Source organism: Salinicola sp. CR57 (genome assembly GCF_003206585.1).
Taxonomy (GTDB): domain Bacteria; phylum Pseudomonadota; class Gammaproteobacteria; order Pseudomonadales; family Halomonadaceae; genus Salinicola; species Salinicola lusitanus.
In genome coordinates, this window is the sequence record NZ_PZJL01000004.1 from 313,283 (window position 1) to 331,177 (window position 17,895).

General features: G+C 65.2%; 14 protein-coding genes. 6 read left to right on the forward strand and 8 right to left on the reverse strand.

Going from position 1 to position 17,895, the window contains the following annotated elements:
• Nucleotides 1-84: 84 nt before the first annotated feature.
• The 4 genes from DOM56_RS06165 to DOM56_RS06180 all read left to right on the forward strand — a co-directional run bounded on the left by DOM56_RS06165 (nucleotide 85) and on the right by DOM56_RS06180 (nucleotide 5,033).
• Nucleotides 85-1,224, forward strand: a complete 1,140-nt coding sequence (locus DOM56_RS06165) for a glycerate kinase (protein ID WP_110707973.1) — start codon at nucleotides 85-87, stop codon at nucleotides 1,222-1,224.
• Nucleotides 1,225-1,404: 180 nt separating this feature from the next.
• Nucleotides 1,405-1,884: a Dps family protein gene (locus tag DOM56_RS06170; RefSeq protein ID WP_110598074.1), complete on the forward strand. Its 480-nt coding sequence runs from the start codon at nucleotides 1,405-1,407 to the stop codon at nucleotides 1,882-1,884.
• A 195-nt stretch (nucleotides 1,885-2,079) separates the two neighbouring features.
• The gene (locus tag DOM56_RS06175; RefSeq protein WP_110707974.1) at nucleotides 2,080-3,450 is read left to right on the forward strand and encodes a PAS domain-containing methyl-accepting chemotaxis protein; all 1,371 of its coding nucleotides are present in this window, start codon (nucleotides 2,080-2,082) and stop codon (nucleotides 3,448-3,450) included.
• Entirely contained in the window at nucleotides 3,447-5,033 is a 1,587-nt protein-coding gene (locus DOM56_RS06180) for a chemotaxis protein CheW (RefSeq protein ID WP_110707975.1), read from the forward strand. Before DOM56_RS06175 ends, DOM56_RS06180 begins: the two co-directional genes overlap by 4 nt.
• On the opposite strand, the gene rmuC is transcribed toward DOM56_RS06180, so the two are convergent.
• A complete protein-coding gene (rmuC, locus tag DOM56_RS06185) occupies nucleotides 5,030-6,637 on the reverse strand; it encodes a DNA recombination protein RmuC (protein WP_110707976.1) in 1,608 nt (535 codons plus the stop codon). The two genes, DOM56_RS06180 and rmuC, sit on opposite strands and share 4 nt — an antisense overlap.
• 238 nt (nucleotides 6,638-6,875) lie before the next feature.
• On the opposite strand from rmuC, the gene DOM56_RS06190 reads away from it, so the two are divergent.
• Nucleotides 6,876-7,439: a type 1 glutamine amidotransferase domain-containing protein gene (locus DOM56_RS06190; RefSeq protein WP_110598203.1), complete on the forward strand. Its 564-nt coding sequence runs from the start codon at nucleotides 6,876-6,878 to the stop codon at nucleotides 7,437-7,439.
• A 141-nt stretch (nucleotides 7,440-7,580) separates the two neighbouring features.
• Nucleotides 7,581-8,747, forward strand: coding sequence for a phosphatase domain-containing protein (locus DOM56_RS06195; RefSeq protein WP_342588710.1), 1,167 nt, complete (start codon nucleotides 7,581-7,583; stop codon nucleotides 8,745-8,747).
• A gap of 400 nt (nucleotides 8,748-9,147) precedes the next feature.
• Here the strand turns inward: DOM56_RS06195 and DOM56_RS06200 are convergent, their stop codons facing one another.
• From DOM56_RS06200 to DOM56_RS06230, 7 genes are all read right to left on the reverse strand, one after another.
• On the reverse strand, nucleotides 9,148-10,005 hold the full coding sequence (locus tag DOM56_RS06200; RefSeq protein ID WP_110707977.1) for a mechanosensitive ion channel family protein: 858 nt from the start codon (nucleotides 10,003-10,005) through the stop codon (nucleotides 9,148-9,150).
• Between the two features lie 113 nt (nucleotides 10,006-10,118).
• Nucleotides 10,119-10,469, reverse strand: coding sequence for a VOC family protein (locus DOM56_RS06205; protein ID WP_110707978.1), 351 nt, complete (start codon nucleotides 10,467-10,469; stop codon nucleotides 10,119-10,121).
• A gap of 225 nt (nucleotides 10,470-10,694) precedes the next feature.
• Nucleotides 10,695-12,170 carry an aminoacyl-histidine dipeptidase gene (locus tag DOM56_RS06210; RefSeq protein WP_110707979.1) on the reverse strand — a complete coding sequence of 492 codons (1,476 nt, stop codon included), beginning with the start codon at nucleotides 12,168-12,170 and terminating at the stop codon, nucleotides 10,695-10,697.
• Between the two features lie 163 nt (nucleotides 12,171-12,333).
• Complete coding sequence (locus DOM56_RS06215) at nucleotides 12,334-14,694, reverse strand: GNAT family N-acetyltransferase (RefSeq protein ID WP_232822200.1); 2,361 nt, start codon at nucleotides 14,692-14,694, stop codon at nucleotides 12,334-12,336.
• Nucleotides 14,695-14,703: 9 nt separating this feature from the next.
• Nucleotides 14,704-15,117 (reverse strand): hypothetical protein, encoded by a 414-nt coding sequence (locus DOM56_RS06220; RefSeq protein WP_110707980.1) that lies wholly within the window; start codon nucleotides 15,115-15,117, stop codon nucleotides 14,704-14,706.
• A gap of 103 nt (nucleotides 15,118-15,220) precedes the next feature.
• Nucleotides 15,221-16,771: a DHA2 family efflux MFS transporter permease subunit gene (locus tag DOM56_RS06225; RefSeq protein WP_110707981.1), complete on the reverse strand. Its 1,551-nt coding sequence runs from the start codon at nucleotides 16,769-16,771 to the stop codon at nucleotides 15,221-15,223.
• A gap of 22 nt (nucleotides 16,772-16,793) precedes the next feature.
• On the reverse strand, nucleotides 16,794-17,885 hold the full coding sequence (locus tag DOM56_RS06230; RefSeq protein ID WP_110707982.1) for an HlyD family secretion protein: 1,092 nt from the start codon (nucleotides 17,883-17,885) through the stop codon (nucleotides 16,794-16,796).
• Nucleotides 17,886-17,895 lie beyond the last annotated feature (10 nt).

The following is a 17,895-nucleotide window of genomic DNA, read 5'->3' on the forward strand; positions in this document are numbered from 1 at the left end:
GATCCGCGGCAAATCAGTGTCACGTCCGACAGACGCCCAGGTCCTACCACGATGCGTTTCGATTCACTCCCAGCCGAGGATGCCATGAACATCGTCATCGCCCCCGATAGCTTCAAGGATGCCCTTTCCGCCCGCGACGCCGCTGCCGCCATCGCCGCCGGCATCGAGCGGGAACTGCCCGATGCCATCCTGCACCAATGTCCGATGGGCGACGGCGGCGAGGGCACGCTGGATGCCCTGCTGGCGGCGACGAGTGCCGAGCGGAGAACGGCAAGCGTGCAGGATGCGCTAGGGCGCGAGGCCACCGCGGCCTGGGGCTGGCACGAGGCATCGCGCACCGCGTTCGTCGAGCTGGCCGAGGCCAGCGGTCTGCAGCAGCTCAAGCGTGACGAGCGTACCGCGCTCGACAGCACCACCTTTGGCGTCGGGCAACTGATCGTGGCGGCACTGGATGCCGGCGCGGAGTCGCTGGTACTGACCTTGGGCGGCAGCGCCACCAACGACGCCGGCGCCGGCATGCTGGCTGCCCTTGGCGGACGACTGCTCGACAGCAGAGGCAACCCCCTGCCCCCCGGCGGCGCCGCGCTGGCCGAGCTGGCGACACTCGATCTCGATGGCCTCGATCCGCGGCTGGCCTCGCTGACGGTTCAGACCGCCGTCGACGTCGATAACCCGCTGCTCGGGCCACGCGGTGCCAGTGCCGTGTTCGGCCCGCAAAAGGGGGCCACGGAGGCCGATGTCGAGCGGCTGGACCAGGCGCTGTCGCACTTCGCCGATCATGCCGCCAGGATCCTGGGCGAGGATTTCAGGGAGCTGCCGGGCGCTGGCGCCGCCGGCGGGATGGGTTTCGCGGCTCGCGCCTTTCTCGGCGCCACCCTGCGTCCCGGCATCGAACTGGTGATGGATCAGGTCGATTTCGACACACTGCTGGCCGACGCCGACTGGGTCATCACCGGCGAGGGCCAGCTCGACGGTCAGAGCCTATCCGGCAAGACGCCGATCGGCATCGCCCGCCGGGCAGAGCGCTTCGGCGTTCCCACCATCGTGCTGGCCGGAAGGCTGGGCGATCAGTGGCAAGCCTCCTTCGATCACGGCATCACGGCCGCGTTCGCACTGGCGGATGGCCCGATCACCCTGGACGAGGCACTGGCTCGCTGCGGCGAACTGCTGGCCGATCGCGCGCGGACGCTGGCCAGGCTGTGGCGTGTGGGCAGCCAGGGATGACATACCACCGGACGCTCTTTCACGACGCTTGTTTTGTCGTCATGTGGCCCTGATATACCCAGGCATGGAACGCGCTTAACGTCCTGATAGAACGACGCTATCCGCGCCATATCGAGACTTGGATGGGGCTTCGGAGAGCGCCCGGTTACACTGTCACGATCACCTTTCAGGAGAGAGACCATGTCCGACATCGATACCAATGCCATCGGCCTGCATACTTCCAGCGCCGAGCAACTCGCCGAAAAGCTCAACACGCTGCTCGCCAACTACCAGGTGTTCTACATGAACACCCGCGGCTACCACTGGAACGTCAAGGGCGAGCAGTTCTTCGAGCTCCACGCCAAGTTCGAGGAGATCTACACCGACCTGCTGACCAAGGTCGACGAGGTCGCCGAGCGGATCCTGACCCTGGGCTATCAGCCGCTGCACGCCTACAGCGACTATGCCAAGGTGTCGCAGATTCAGGAGGACAAGCAGGTCGCCGACGGCAAGCAGTGCGTGCAGGGTCTGGTAAAGGGGTTTCAGGTGCTGATCGAACTGCAGCGCGAATTGCTCTCCCAGGCCAGCGACGCCGACGACGAAGGCACCGCCTCCCTGGCCAGCGACTACATCCGCGAGCAGGAAAAGACCGTGTGGATGCTCAACGCCTATCTCGGCTGAAGCGCTCGCTCTCACTGCCGCTGCCGACGTCGATGCCGCCCTCCGGGGCGGCATCGTCTTTTGGGGTACGGTTTATCTCACCGATAGTCGAGATTAATTAAACTTCGACACCACCCAGCCGATGTTGTGCGGTATCCACCACGAGCCCCGTCATCCGACAGGCTCGCGGCTTACTTCCCGCTCTGCGGAGGCCTCATGCCCCTCGACACTTCCACCGACAGCTTCGACACACTCGCCGCCCCGCCGCTGGAGGCGCTGTGGCAGGCGGTCAACCGCTCCCAGGCGGTGATCGAGTTCGACCTCGACGGCCATGTGCTCGACGCCAATGCGCGTTTCCTCGACGCCATGGGCTATCACCGCGACGAAATCATCGGCCAGCACCACCGCCTGTTCTGCGACGAGCGCTACGCCCAGAGCCGCGCCTATCAGGAGTTCTGGATGCGCCTGGGACGCGGCGAGTACGTCAGCGGCGAGTTCAAGCGCGTCACACATCAGGGCGAGGATATCTGGCTGCAGGCGACCTACAACCCGGTGCTCGATGACGAGGGCAAACCGCACAAGGTGATCAAGCTGGCCTCGGACATCACCCTGCAGAAGCGTGCCGTCGCCGAGTACGAAGGCAAGGTCAAGGCGATCGATCGCGCCCAGGCGGTGATCGAGTTCGACCTCAAGGGCAACATCCTCGCTGCCAACCAGAACTTTCTCGATACCCTGGGCTACCACGCCGACGAGATCGTGGGTCAGCATCACCGCCTGTTCTGCACGCCCGACCATGTGGTCAGCCGCGAGTACCGCGACTTCTGGCTGGCACTGAGCCGCGGCGAACTGTTCGACGGGCGCTTCATGCGCCTGGGCAAGCATGGCCGCCGGGTCTGGATCCAGGCCACCTACAACCCGATCTTCGACGCCGACGGCAAGCCCTACAAGGTGATCAAGTTTGCCACCGACATCACCGCCGAGGTCGAGCTGGAGGAGCATATCCAGGCCCAGACCGAGGCCATGAGCCAGTCGATCCATGCGCTCAACGCTTCCATCGCCTCGATCGCCGAGAATACCCAGCTGACCCGCTCGCTGGCCCGCGAGACCCAGCAGGAGGCCAACCGCGGCACTCAGTCGCTGAACGACTCGCGCGAGGCGATGGCGGCGATCCAGAAGTCCTCCGAGGATATCGATGCCATCGTCAAGGTGATCGGAGAGATCGCCTCGCAGACCAACCTGCTGGCGTTCAACGCCGCGATCGAGGCCGCCCGCGCCGGTGAGCACGGGCTGGGCTTCTCGGTCGTCGCCGACGAAGTGCGCAAGCTGGCCGAGAAATCTGCCGACGCCACACGTCAGATCAACCGTCTGCTGGGCGAGTCGCTCAAGCGCATCGACAGCGGCAACACGGTGACCCAGCGCGCCACCGACTCCTTCGCACGTATCGTCGAGGGCGTGGCCCAGACCACCGACTCGATCGAGGAGATCGCCACCACCGCCAGTGCCCAGCTCGAGACCGCCAACCGGGTCGATACTGCGATCCGTGAACTGGCCCGGGTTACTCGCAGCGAGGAGCGAGCGACGTCATGAGCGCGTGCGTCTTCGGCATCCTGCGCGTCGGTGCCGGCGATGTCGCCCTCGATGCCCACGACCTGCAAGAAATGGTACGCCTGGAGCGCCTGCCGCCGCCGCGCCCGCGGGCACCGACATGGTCGCTGGGCACGCTGTCGCTGCGCGGCCAGCCGCTGCCACTGGTCGACCTGGCGGGGCTGCTGCAGCTCGATCATGACCTCCCGGCAGCGTCCACTCTCGATGCCCATGATGAGCCCCAAGTCGACGAGGTCCCTATCGACGAAGCCCAGAGCAAGACTCTCCGCCAGGGCAAGTCTCGGGCCAGCTTCGTCGCCGTGGTGGCGCATCGCGGTGCGCGCTTCGGGTTGTGCGTGAGCCAGATCGTCGATGTGATCGAGGTGCTGCCCAGCCAGCGCCATGCCGTGAGCCACGGCGACGGCAGCACCCTGGCGCTGACGCCGGCGCTGATCGATCACCCGAGCCTGGCCCACCCGGCGTACCTGCTCGACCTGGATGCGCTATTCGCGCTGGAGGAGATGGTCGCGGTGACACCATCGCCAGAACGGACCGAGCGCCCGTCATCCGGCGCCTCGGCGCCGCCGACGCTGACCAGCGATGCCACGCCGACACGGCTCACCGCCCGGCGCTGGCTGATCGTGGAGAGTGGCGGACAGCCGCTGGCGCTGGATACCGCGATCGTCGGCGAGGTCGCCAACTGCCCCGAGATCGAATCGCCACCGATCGAACTCGACGCTTACCTCGGCAACGTCACGCTGCGCGGTGCACGGCTGCCCCTGTTCGACCCCAGTGCATTGATCGGGCGCGCCCCGCAGCGCGCACGGCCCCGCTACATGGTGGTGCTCGATGGCCCCGAGGGGCGTCTGGCACTGGCCCTGGAACACGTCACCACGCTCAGTGCCGACGGCACCCTGTCGCCCGCCGGCCTGGGGCAGCCGGCGGCGGTGGCCGGACTGGTCGCCTGCCCCACGGGGCGCGATGCGCTGGCGCTCGATCACCGGGAGCTGCTGTCGGCGCTCAATCTGAGTGCGCTGGCGCGCCTGCATGCGCGGCTCGACGGCACCCAGACGGGCAGCGCGGCCGCCGAGCACCAACCCCGGCGACGCTTCGCGCTGGTGCGCTTCACCTGTGCCGGCGACTACACCACGTTGCTCGATCAGCTCGACGCGGTCGACGTCGCCCCCACCGACTATCTCGCCAGCGGCGGTGACCCGCGCTTCGCCGGCGTCTGGCGCCGTCAAGGACGCAGCGTCGCCCTGGTCGATCTGCGCCGCCTGCTGGGCCGCGACGCATCGCGCCCACCCCAGCACGTGCTGATCGCCGACAGCGGCCAGGGGCTGATCGGCTTTCTCGCCGATACGGTGCAGCGCATCGACTACGTCGAGGCGGCCGAGGAGAGCCTGGTGGTGCGCTGGCGCGGTGACATCGACCCCGCGGCCCCGGCGATCGAACGTGCCAAGCGGCTGGTGGCGCTCGGCGTCGGCGCCGACCATCAGGTGATGGCGCTGCTCTGCCTGCAGGGCCTGGCGATCGACCTGGCGGCGGGCGGTGCGGCACTGCCGAACGCCGCCGAGACCGCCTAACCCGGCCTGCCCTGCCCCGGGCGGCCTTGCGCGGCGGGTGCGGTATCGCTATCGGTATGCGCGCTATCTTCGGCGCGCTCGCTTTCGGCAGGGCCGCTCTTGGCGTGCTCGTTCTCGCCTCTTTCGTTTTCACCCCTCTCGTTCTCACCGTCGTCACCCGTGCGACTCGCATCAGCGTCGGCCGGGGTTCTATCGAGTGCCGTCTCGTCGGCGTCCGCCTCCCGGGTCAGATGTTCGGGCAGCGCGCGCTTCATGCGCACGCCGAGTTTCTCCAGCGCCAGCGCCTGGCCGACCAGACTGCCCTGACCGGTGGCGAGCCGCCCCATGGCCTGGTCGTAGCTGCCCCGGGCACGGCCCAGATGGCGCCCGACATCCTCGAGACTCGAGACGAAGCCCTGGAACTTGTCGAGCAGCTTGCCGGCGCGCTCGGCGATATGGCGCGCGTTCTCGTTCTGGCGCTCCAGATTCCACAGGCTCGCCACGGTGCGCAGGCTGGCCAGCAGCGTGGTCGGCGTGACCACCACGATGTCGCGGGAGAAGGCGTCCTGGAACAGGGTGTCGTCGAACTGGAAGGCGACCGCGAAGGCCGGCTCGATGGGCATGAACAGGAACACGAAATCGGGCGAGCGCAGCCCCGGCAGGCGCGGGTAGTCGCGTCCCGCCAGGCCGTCGATATGCGCCCGGATCGCCTGTACGTGGGCCCGCAGCGCCTGCTCGCGCTCGGCGTCCTCCTCGGCGTTGACGTAGCGCACATAGGCGTTGAGCGAGACCTTGGCGTCGACGATCAGATGCTTGTCGTCGGGCAGGTAGATCACCGCATCGGGGCGCTGACGGCCCTGCTCGCCCTCGATCGAGACCTCGCGGCGGTACTCGATATCGCGGCGCAGCCCGGAGCGCTCGAGCACCGACTCCAGCATCACCTCGCCCCAGTTGCCCTGCATCTTCTTGTCGCCCTTGAGCGCCCGGGTCAGGTTGGCCGCCTCTTCGGTGATCTGACGATTGAGGGTGGCGAGCTGGTCGATCTGCACCTTGAGCGTGGTGCGTTCGCGCACCTCCTGGCCGTGGATCTCCTCGAGCCGCTGGCGAAAGCCGCTGACCTGCTCGCGGAAGGGCTTGAGCAGCGCCTCGAGGCTATCGCGGCTCTGGGCGCTGTAGGCGCGCTGGCGCTCGTCGAAAATGCGCCCGGCGAGGGATTCGAATTCGTGCCCCATCCGCGTCTTCGCCTGCTCCAGCAACTGGAGCTGTTCCGCGTGCTGGTTCTGCTGCTGCTCGTGGCGGGTCTCGAGCCGCCCGTACTGCTCGCGCAGCGCCGCCAGGCGCTCGTTGAGGGCCTCGAGTTGCTGCTCGCGGGCACCGAGCTGCTGCTGCAGTTGCGCCTGCCGCTCGCGGAGATCGTCCTGCTGGCCGTCGCTCTGGGCCAGTTCCTGCTCCAGGCGCCGGCACTGCGTCTCGCTGGTCTGAAGCCGCGCCTGCAGGCTGTCGCGCTCGCCCATCCAGTGCCGGCGCTGCCACACCAGGACACCGACCAGGATCGTCACCAGACCACCCAGCAGGACGAGCCCGCCGGTAGACGGCAACAGCCATTCCCCCACTCCGCCACTCATCGCATCGCTTCCTCTTGCCCTGGCACTCACTCGCCATCTCGCGGCGGCCACCATCCCCGAGTCGGCTCCCGCGCGCAAGCCGCGTGCTCCAGCCCGAGGCGTCCGACGCGCGTTTTTCCTTGAACTTTGCCCAGACTATCCCAAACTTCCTGAGTGAGCCGAGACATGGACCGGGATGGCCCATGGGCTTGCCACTCATCGAAACATCAAGCCGATATATCAAGACCAGGAGGTCAAGATGGCTCAGCAACTTAACGGTAAACGTGTCGCAATCCTCGCCGCCGACGGCTTCGAGGAGTCCGAGCTCGCCTCCCCTCGTGCCGCGCTGCAAGGTCAGGGCGTCGAGACTCATGTCATCACCCCGGACGGCAAGGGCATTCGCGCCTGGGCCGAGACGGATTGGGGCGACACCTACGAGGCTGACAAGAGTCTCGACGCGGTCAACGAATCCGACTACCACGCCCTGGTGCTGCCGGGTGGCCTGTTCAATCCCGATACGCTGCGACTCAACGACAAGGCGCTGGCGTTCGTCAGGCACTTCTTCGAAGCCGGCAAACCGGTCGCGGCGATCTGTCACGCGCCTTGGATCCTGATCAACGCCGGCGTCGTCGAGGGCCGCAAGATGACCTCGGTACCCTCGGTCGCGCAGGATCTGAAAAACGCCGGTGCCCAGTGGTTCGACGAGTCGGTCGTGGTCGACAGCGGCCTGGTCACCAGCCGCACGCCGAAGGATCTCGACGACTTCAATGGCAAGTTGCTCGAAGAGTTGGCCGAAGGTCGTCACAGCAATCAGCACGCCTGATCGACGCTCGACAACGACCCTCCGGACGCCCACCCTATGGTGGGCGTCTTGGTATCTGGTATCGGTGAACGGCCAGACTTTGCACGATAACCTGCAAGTTCCCATACTCATCGTTAATCGAACCTAGGATTGCCAGCTATCGTGCCCCACTCCTCCGACACCGCTTCCGAAACCGACCGCGCTGGCTCGCTCCCCCGGCTGTTCGTGACCAAGCTCATCCACTTCACCAAGAAGCTGGTGCGCCTGTTCACACGTCCCATGCGGGGGGGCGACAAGGGCGAGGGTGGGGTGATCGTCCATCCCTATCGCGGCTACGGCTCGCATACGGAAGCCTTCATCATGGGCCGAGTCTTCCGCCAGCCCGGACGATTGATGAAGTGGGAGAAAGGCGGAGCGGCTCGCGATCTGGTCGACGTCACGCGTCGTCTGGTCAGGCATGGTGTCAGGGATGCACGGGTCGACATCCGGCTCGGCGCCACCCACGCCACCGTCACCACCGATCGCGATGGCTACTTCCACGCCCATATCGACATTACCCACACCCTGCCCGCCGAAGCGATCTGGCACTCGGTCAAGCTGGAAGTCCTCTCGGAGGACGACGCCATCAGCACCGAGACCGAGATCTACATACCGCCGGCGAGTACCGACCTGATCGTGATCAGCGATATCGACGACACCGTGATGTACACCGGCGTCGCCAACAAGTTGAAGATGCTCTATCGCCTGTTCATGGAAAAGGCCGACCGGCGTACCGCCTTCCCCGGCGTCGCCGCCCTATACCGGGCGCTCTACGGCGGTGCCGAGGGCAACCGCAAACGCCCCATGCTGTATGTCTCGCGGGGGCCCTGGAGCATCTACGAAGTCCTCGAGATGTTCTTCAACATGAACCGTATCCCGGTCGGGCCTATCCTGTTCCTGCGCGAGTGGGGCATGACGCTCAAGCGGCCCTGGCCACGCAAGGCCGAGGATCACAAGTCCGACGTCATCTGCAACATGCTGTCGCTCTACGACACGCTCCCCTTCATTCTCATCGGCGATAGCGGCCAGCGCGACCCTGAGGTCTACACCGAGATCGTCAAGATGCATCCCGACCGCGTCCGCGCCATCTACATCCGCAAGGTGGACAACGACCCGAAGCGGGACGCCGCGATCGAGGCCTTGGCCAATGAGGTCAAGCACGCCGGTTGCGAACTGATCCTCGCCCGGGACAGCGTCAGCATCGCCGAGCACGCGCTGGCGAAGGGATACATCTCGGAGGAAGGTTGCGAGGCGGTACGCGAGGACACGCATCGCCAGCAGCAGCAATAAGACGCTCTTGCTGGCCTTTCCCTGCCTGCATTGCCGTCGTTTATCGGAAAGAGGTCCGCCGAATATTCGGCCTCTAGCCTATGGAAATGGATTGATGCGGATTGACGCCACGTTCGACTGAGATGACGAGCCCCTCAGAGACCTACCTCGAAAAGTCGACGGTCTAGCGACAGGCTTCCGCCGTCGTGTCTCACTTTTCTCCCTGAGAGACAGGCCTCATCAGCACGCTTCTCAAACCACTGACCCTTCCAGGGTCGTGGCTATGATTTCTTCCTCCAGCCACACCCGTTTGAAGCTAACGACTGAAGAGGAATAGCGGAAGACGAGCCAGCTGCTAGGCATCATTGTGCTCCGCCTAGCGGGCATTCCTTTCCTTCGGGTCTTCGGTCAGCGAGTTGACTCAAGATCCATCGGCGAACGAGATAGTTCGCTGCGGGAAGGGAATTTCGATGCCGACCTCGTCGAATCGGCGTTTTAGATTGAGGTAACTGTCACATTGCAACACGAAACCGTTGGCAGGGCTGTCTGCCCAGGCCCAAGCTCTCAGCGTAACCGAAGAATCACCGAGCGCCGTGACTCGTACTGGCACGATCGGGGCGTTATCTCGTATCTGCTCTTCTGTGCGTTGGTCAATGAGCAGGGGATGCTTGACGATCTCGTCTTGCATGATCGTCATCGCCTGCTCCAGGTCGGATGAGTAGCCGACACCCACCTCGATGATCTTGCAGATTTTACTGTCTGTGTGGTTGGCATTGACCACAACCTCACTGCTGATCTGTGAATTCGGGATGATGATTCGATTGTTCTCCGCATCACGGAGGATGGTTTCCCGAAGCGTGATGTCTTCGACTGTCCCAGTGTAATTGCCGGAGACGGTTATTCGGTCGCCGATCCTGAACGGACGGAAGAACACGATCATGAAACCGCTGACAATATTGCCAAGTACTTGCTGCGAGGCCAGACCGCCGACGAGGGTGAGAATACCGGCGCCCGTCAGTAGTGAATGACCCACGATATCGAGCTCGGGGATCCGTGTCAGGCATGCGCCAACGCCGACACCATAGATCACGACGGATATTAGACGCTTGGCGAAATTGAGCGCGGTTTTGTCGACCGAGGCCGTTGCCAACTTAGACGCTTCCAGCCTATTGATTATCGCAATGACAGCCCAGTTCACCAGAAACGTAATGACTACGATGGTCACGAGTACCGATAGAAGCCGAAAGTCAGAAGGTACGCTGTCGAAGACTGATTTCATCTAGAAAGTCCTAAGAGCCGGAGCATGACGCCTGAGCGCGCTGGCCCCCTTGGCGCAGAGAAGCGGAGGCAAGGAGGCCCGAGTGACGAGAATCGATAGAACATGCCCGACGACTACTCATGTTGTAGGACATTGATGAGCTTTCCGAAAGGATCTCTGATGTAGAACCGGCGGACACCCCAGGGCTCAGTTACAGGCCCGTACTCAATCTTTATGCCATTGTTCTTCACCCTCTCCAGGGCGACTTCCAGGCTATCGACCTCTATGGATAAATCAGGAACAGGTGTGCCGGATCCACCTTCCGAGGCCACGCTTACCTGACTGCTCATTTCCTCACCCGAGCTATAGGTCCTTATCCATCCGTGATCCATCACAAGCTTAAGCCCAAAAATAGCTGAGTAAAAATTCTCCGCATTTGAGGGATTGGCTGCGGCAATATTCGAGACTATGCGTTTCACCTTCATTCATGCCTCCCGCAAGCTACGACTCTTCCGACCCTGCCAAGTATGAGCGAGTGTGTGCTGGCCGATCACCCAGTTTGGCACGAACGGAGGCGTTATAACCGGTCGTCGTGATCGGAAAGCGATTGGGGAGAGAAGCCGCCAAGGCGAGCGGTTCTCTCGATGGCGCTCCGGCGAGAACGCCTTGTCACGAGAGCACCACTCGCCAGACTCGTTTCCGGGTCGGCTTCAGGCAGCCTTGCCGGAGGCGATGTCGGCGACCAGCGCCTTGAGCACCTTCCAGAACTCCTCGACGGAGGCCAGCTCGGTACGCTCGGTGGGTGAGTGAGCGCCGCGAATCACCGGACCGAAGGAGATCATTTCCAGCTGCGGATATTTGCCACCGATGATGCCGCACTCGAGGCCGGCATGGATCACCTTCACCGCGGGGTCGCTGCCCAGCTGTTCCTGGTGGAGCCGACGAAAGCGGGTCAGCAGCGTGCTGTCCGCGCTCGGCGTCCAGCCTGGGTAGACGTTCTCGACCCGTGTCTGGGCGCCGATCAGGCCGAACAGCGCCGTGAAACGGTCCGCCAGGTTGCGCGTCGCGCTGTCCCGCAGCGATCGCACCAGCGCGCAGAGGTGGAAGCGCCCCTTCTCCAGCGATACCACCCCCAGGTTGTTGGAGGTCTCCACCACGCCCGGCACCTCGACGCTCATGCGCTCGACACCGTAAGGCGCGGCGTGGAGGGCGGAAACCAGCAACTGGGTGGCGGTATCGGTCAGCGCTTCGGCCTCATCGCAGGAGAGTTCGCCCGGCGAGAGCGTCAAGGTGACACCGTCGTCGACACCGGCCAGCTCTTCGCGGTAGAGCGCCTGCAGATCGGCGAGCGCCTGCTCCACCGCCGGCAGATGGTGTTCGTCTACCACGATGGTGGCGAACGCCTCGCGAGGCAGCGCATTGCGCAACGTGCCCCCCTGGTAGTCCACCAGTCGAATCTCGAACTCGCCCAGCCCTCGCAGCGCCCTCACCAGCAACTGGTTGGCGTTACCCCGCTCCTTGTGGATATCGGCGCCGGAGTGTCCGCCGACCAGGCCGGTCAGGGAGAGGCGACGCATCACCTCCTCCTCGTCGCAGCCGCGCATCGGCAGGTCGGCGTCGACCACGACATCGGCACCGCCGGCGCAGCCGATATAGACTTCGCCGCGATCCTCGGAGTCGAGATTGAGCAGGTAGCGCCCCTCCAGCCAGTTCTCGTCCAGCGACAGCGCCCCCTGCAACGAGGTCTCCTCCTCCAGCGTGAACAGCGCCTCGATCGGGCCGTGATCGATGTCGTCCGCCTCGAGAATCGCCAGCGCCGCCGCGACACCGAGACCGTTGTCGGCACCCAGGGTGGTACCACGGGCGTGGAGCCAGCCATCCTCGACGTAGGTGTCGAGTGGATCGTTGAGGAAATCGTGGGGGTGGTCGCTGTTGGCCTGCGTGACCATGTCGAGATGGCCCTGCAGGATCACGCCGGGGACGGACTCGCAGCCCGGACTCGGCGCCTTGCGGATGCGCAGGTTACCGTAGCTGTCGCGATCGTGGGTCAGGCCCTTGTCGTCGGCCCAGCGCTGCAGGATGTCGATCAACTTCGCTTCGTGGCCAGAGGAGCGCGGCGTATTGCAGAGCGTACGAAAATGACGCCACACGGGCTCGGGGGAGAGTTGCAGCAGATGATCGTTCATGGTCGATTCCAGCCTCGTCGCGCGGCGAGAAGCTCGCCGCAACGGGTGTCGAAAGAGTGATGAATGAAACCCGAGCCGCCAGCGAACCGCGGCTCGTTTTGAGGTGCAAACACCTTACTCGTCTGACTGCGGCTTGACCATATGTGCCGAGTGCTCGCGCGCCTCAGCCAGGCGCCGGTTCGGTACCCTCGTCATCGCGGCGGTCGTGGTGCCAGGCCAGCAGCGCCGCGGCCAGCCCGCGTGCGCTCGCCAGGCGTTCCCGCCGCCCCTGCAGTGAGAGCGCCTCGTCGCGATACTGGAACAACGCCGGGATGGCCATCCGCACCGACCGCGTCAGGTCGCCAGACACCACAGCTCCGCCCTCCTCGACCGCCAGCAGGCGCTCGACCGTGGCCAACGGCTGTCGCCGCCACCAGCCCAGCCAGGCCTCCCGCAACCAGGGCCGGATCGGTGCCAGCTCGCCGCCTCCGGCGGCAAACCAGTCCAGTCGCTCGTGGAGATCGGCGGACGGGACCGGCACGGGCCCTTCGTGCAGCCAGGCCGCCACGACGAGCGGCTCGATCTCCCGCAGTTCACCTGCCAGCAGGTCCGGCAGATGGCGTACGAAATCGTCATGCATCCGGTCGAGAAGCCGTGCCGATTCATTCGCCAGCGCCAAGGCCATCATCTGCGCCGGTTCCCCGCTGGACGCCTCTCGGGTCAGCCCGATCCGCAGCGAGCGGAACCCCTGTCGACGCCAGAAGCCGGTCAACGACGGCTCCGCACCGTAGCTCACACCCAGGTGATCGACAGCGCGCTCCCGTGCCGTCGCGGCAACCCGCCCGATCATCGCCGAGCCGATTCCCTCCCGCCGGGCCTGCGGGTGAACGGCGATCCGCATGATGCGCCACCAGCTGGCGAGCGCGGCCTCCCGGTAACCGCCGTGGGTGGCCAGCGATTGTGCCAGCAGATGCCCTCGCGGCCGCCGCTGCCCCCGATGGATCGCCTCTGCCAGTGCGGCATCGAAGCCCCCTTCCTGCTGCACCACGCAGATACCGACGGCCATGTCGCCGGAGAATGCCGCCAGCAGGTGAACGTCGGGGCCGTCCAGCAGGTGGCGAAGATCGCTCGGCGAGGTACGGTAGTGAGCCTGCACCAGCAGGCCGAAAATCGATCTCAGCAAGTCGTCGTCCCGGGCCAGCGCCGCCCGGTCCAGCCAGACATGGGCGACCGGCATCGGGGACGCAACGGAGCCGACGGCGACGATCTCGGCATCCAGGCACAGCAGGTCTCGGGTCAACGCTTCCAGCGGGTCGCCGGCCGCCCAACGAATGGGGGTATCCAGCGGTAGCCGCCGCCACTCCGGGGTCAGCCGATCCAGCGCCTCGCGCAGACGAACCTCGAATCCGCGGCCGGTGCCCTCGTAGCCATGCACCGTGGTGGCGAAGGCGATCCGCGGAAAGCGACCCAGCCAGTCGACCAGACGTGCGGCGGGAATCGCGGCCGCCTCGTCGACGAACAGCGTCGGCGGCGACTGCGCGTCGATGTCGCGTGCCGCCAGCGCGGGGACGACCTGCTCCGGTGCCAGCCATTCGACCCGGCACTCCCGACCGTCGACGCGGACCTCGAAACGACCCGCGTCGCGTCTACCGCCGGGCAGCAATCGCTGGAGGCGTTCGAACACCGCTTCCACCGCGACCGAACTCGATGCCGCGATCCAGAGCCGTCGCTCGCCCCGCATCAGTCGACGCGCGGCCGCGATGCCCAGCGCCGCGCTCTTGCCACGACCGCGATCGGCCACCAGCACCACCGGCCGGCGTCGCCGCATTCGCGTCAGTCGCGAAACCGCTTCGGCCTGGTCACGGGTCAGGCAGTCGCTGTCGTTGACGCGATCCTCGATGTGAGAGCCCGGGTCGAGCGCTGGCTCGATGCTTGAATCGATGACTGGATCGGAGCTCGGGCCGGAGAAGATCGCTGAAGACGAGAGCGGCAACGCGGTATCAGACGGCCATACCGCCAGGTCGGCGCTGTCTCGGAGCCCTCCGGCGAGGCGCTGCAGGTAGTAAGTCGACAGGGTTTCCGCATCATGGGGCCAGTGCGCCAGCCGTCGATAGTCGGCATCCGGCAGCCAGTCTGCACCGGTGGGCTGCTGCCAGTGCCTCGGTGTCAACAGCACCAGCCACCCCCCAGCCAGGACGGTACCGCTGATGGCGCCGAAGGCATCCGGATCGAACCCCGCCTCGGGGGATAGGGCGTCGAAGATCACCAGATCGTGCTCGCTGCCCAGTTGGCCGCGGGCGCGGGAGGCGCTCAGCCGCGTGATCCCCTCGGGCAGTGGCGACGCCTGGGAGAAAGAGGCCAACTCGGGGCCGATCCACAGCGGAGAGTGCCAGCGCCCCGCCGCGATCCAGGCCCGAGCCTTGCTGACGGCCTGGGGGGCGTCGTCGGCGATCCACAGCACGCCTCGCCAGCGCCGCCGCAGAAGCTCCTCGCTGCGACCGACCAGCCAGTCGCCGAGCCTGGGATGCGAGTTCGAGGCGGACACGACCGACACCTAGCCGAAGGCATCGCCCAGATCGGGTTTCATCGTGGGGCAGTATCGGGCTGCGGCCACCGCGAGAAGAATCCCGACCAGGGTCAGCGCCACCGGCAGCCAGCTGAACACGACGCCGGAAGAGGTGTAGAGATAGAGGAAGAACACCGTCATCACGCCACCACCCAGCAACCGACCGGCCCTGACACCGGCGAGGTAGACACTGGCCAGAACACCGACGAATGGAATCAGCACGCTGAAGAGATTGATCGTGAACGCTCGGCCGGCCGCCGCCACGGCGGGAAGTATCAGCCACGCCACCAGTTCCCAGGCCACCAGGTAGATCGCCACCGGCGCGGCGAAACTCCCGATCAGGCGCAGCACGGTGCGGGTCGGCTCATCGGCGCCGGGCTTGTTTGATTGAGGCGTTTTCATCGCGGCAAACCATCCTGAACGATCGAACGAAACGCTGAGGCGGGTCAGCAGGAGAGCCAGATTACAGAAAGAAGCTTCGAGCTTCGNNGCCCGCAGCCCGCAGTCAATGCTCGATCTTCTTGAGCAGGAACACCAGCGGCACGCTCAGCAGGTAGATGCAGCCCAGCCACAGGAAGATGTCGTTGTAGGCGAGCACCTGGGCCTGGACGCCAAAGCGCTGGCCGAGCAGCGCCACCGCGCTGTGGTAGGGATCGGCGACATGCCCGATCAGCATCGCCTGGTAATTGTCGATCTGCTGCTGGACCACGACTCGCCCCTCGTTGAGCGCGGGGATCAGCTGGTTCCAGTGATAGTCCTCGCGCCAGTCGCGCACGGTATCGAGCATCGCCAGCCCCACCGCGCCGCCGAGGTTACGCATCACGCTGAAGAGCCCGGCGGCGTTGCCCAGTTCCTGCGGTGGCAAGGTGCCGAGCGCGATGCGGGAGGCCGGGATGATGCACATGATCATGCCGATACCGCGCACGATCTGCGGCCAGAAGAACTGCCAGAACCCGGATTCGCTGGTGAGGTTGTTGTTCATCATCGTCCCGATACCGATCAGCGTCAGGCCGAAGAACAGCAGCACGCGCAGATCGACCGAGTTGGTCAGCCGCCCCACGATGGGGGCAGTGAAGAACATCGCGACCCCGGTGACGAACATGACCTCGCCGATCTGCAGGCTCGAGTAACCCCTCACACCGCCGAGAAACAGCGGCATCAGATAGACCAGGCCGTACATCGCGATACCGACCACGAATACGAGCCCGGTGCCGATGGAGAAATTGAGATTGCGAAAGGCGTGCAGGTCGACGATGGGAAATTCATAGGTGAACACACGCCAGAAGAAGCCGATGCAGGAGGCCACGCAGAGCAGTGTCATCCACACGATCAGCTCGCTGGCGAACCAGTCATCGCCCGGCCCCTCCTCGAGCACGAACTCGAGGCTGCCGAGAAACAGCGCGATCAGGATCAGGCCGCGAAAATCGAGACGTTTGGCGACCTCCTTGTCGCCCTTGTCGATATCGAGGAAGCGCCATGCCGCCAAGGTGACGAAGATCCCCGGAATCACGTTGGCCAGGAACAGCCAGTGCCAACTGAACAGCTCGGTGACGTACCCCCCGACGGTCGGGCCGATCGACGGCGCCATGGTCACCACCATGCCGATCACGCCCTGGACGGCGCCCATGGCGCGACGGGGAAACAGCGAGAAGCTGATCGCCTGGGTGATCGGGATCATCGCCCCGCCCATGAAACCCTGGATGGCGCGCAATACGATCAACTGCTCGATGCTCGAGGCGAGCGCACAGCCGAGACTGGCCAAAGTGAAACCGGCACAGGAGATGACGAAAGCGACCCGCGTCGAGAGCCAGCGCATCAGCACGCCGGAGAGCGGGATCATGATGATCTCGGCGACCAGGTAGGAGGTCTGGATCCAGGATATCTCGTCGCTCGAGGCCGAAACGCCGGCCTGAATCTCGTTCAGCGAGCTGGCGACGATCTGGATGTCCAGAATCGCCATGAACATGCCGAACACCGCCGCGATGAAGCCGAAGCGGTAGTGCCAGGACGGCATCTCCTGCGGGCCGGCGCCGGCTGGTGCTGCCACTTCACTCATGCCACGGACTCACAAGGGACTGTCACGATTGCGGCCCATCGTCCAGCTCGGGGCCGGGATCGAAATAGATCGCCTGGCCATCGACCTCGCGGGTATCCACCGAGGGCTCGACCGAGAGGCCGGACTGCAGCCGCCACAGTTGATCCTTGGGCCCGGTGACCCGGATCTTGACCGGCACGCGCTGGACGATCTTGTTGAAGTTGCCGGTGGCGTTGTCCTGGGGCAGCAGACTGAACTGGGTGCCGGTGGCCGGTGCCACGCTGTCGACCTTGCCGGTAAACGTGATGTCCGGATAGGCATCCACCGCAATCGTTACCGGCTGACCCACCCGCATACGCTCGATCTCGGTCTCCTTGTAGTTGGCGACCACGTAGGCGCTGGCAACCGGAACCAACTGCATCAGGGTGAGCGACGGCTGGGCCAGATCGCCGGGCTCGACGGTCAGATTGCCAATGATGCCGTCGCGACGGGCAACGATGCGCGTCTTGGCCAGCTGGCTCTGGTTGTAGTCGATGTCCGCCTCGGCGGCGTCTCGATGGGCCTTGGCGCTGTCGATGGCAGCCTGGTCGGCCGATAGTCGCCGTTTGGCCGATTCGACGCTCGCCTGGCGCGCCGCCAGCGTGGCCTGGGCGACCCGCAGCGACGCCTGGTCGTCCTGCAACTGCTGGCGCGAGGCGTAGTTGTTGGCCGCCAGCGACTGCGAGCGCTCGAGATGCTGGCGCGCCTGGGCGACGTCGGACTGGGCAGCGGTCACCTGAGCCTGCGCCTCGTCGATACTGGCCTGGTCGAGCTCGACCTGACGCTGGGCCTGGGTCACGTTGGCCGAGCTGACGGCCAGTTGCGCCTGGGCCTGGGCCAACTGGCTGCGGGTATCGCGGTCGTCGAGCCGCACCAGCAGATCGCCCTGCTTCACACGCTGGTTGTCGTCCACCGCCACCTCGATCACCCGCGCGCTGATCTCCGAGCGCACCGCGACACTATCGGTGTGTACATAGGCGTTGTCGGTCTCGATGAAAAAGCGACCGGTCTGCCACCAGTGCCACGCGAAGACGAGCGCCACCGCCAGCGCGACCAGTATCACGACTGCCGTGTAGAGTTTCTTTTTGATCTTCATGCCGAGCCTA

Coding starts and splice junctions, on each gene's coding strand:
- DOM56_RS06165 (WP_110707973.1), top strand. CDS start 85: ATGAACATCGTCATCGCCCCCGATAGCTTCAAGGATGCCCTTTCCGCC.
- DOM56_RS06170 (WP_110598074.1), top strand. CDS start 1,405: ATGTCCGACATCGATACCAATGCCATCGGCCTGCATACTTCCAGCGCC.
- DOM56_RS06175 (WP_110707974.1), top strand. CDS start 2,080: ATGCCCCTCGACACTTCCACCGACAGCTTCGACACACTCGCCGCCCCG.
- DOM56_RS06180 (WP_110707975.1), top strand. CDS start 3,447: ATGAGCGCGTGCGTCTTCGGCATCCTGCGCGTCGGTGCCGGCGATGTC.
- rmuC (WP_110707976.1), bottom strand. CDS start 6,637: ATGAGTGGCGGAGTGGGGGAATGGCTGTTGCCGTCTACCGGCGGGCTC.
- DOM56_RS06190 (WP_110598203.1), top strand. CDS start 6,876: ATGGCTCAGCAACTTAACGGTAAACGTGTCGCAATCCTCGCCGCCGAC.
- DOM56_RS06200 (WP_110707977.1), bottom strand. CDS start 10,005: ATGAAATCAGTCTTCGACAGCGTACCTTCTGACTTTCGGCTTCTATCG.
- DOM56_RS06205 (WP_110707978.1), bottom strand. CDS start 10,469: ATGAAGGTGAAACGCATAGTCTCGAATATTGCCGCAGCCAATCCCTCA.
- DOM56_RS06210 (WP_110707979.1), bottom strand. CDS start 12,170: ATGAACGATCATCTGCTGCAACTCTCCCCCGAGCCCGTGTGGCGTCAT.
- DOM56_RS06220 (WP_110707980.1), bottom strand. CDS start 15,117: ATGAAAACGCCTCAATCAAACAAGCCCGGCGCCGATGAGCCGACCCGC.
- DOM56_RS06225 (WP_110707981.1), bottom strand. CDS start 16,771: ATGAGTGAAGTGGCAGCACCAGCCGGCGCCGGCCCGCAGGAGATGCCG.
- DOM56_RS06230 (WP_110707982.1), bottom strand. CDS start 17,885: ATGAAGATCAAAAAGAAACTCTACACGGCAGTCGTGATACTGGTCGCG.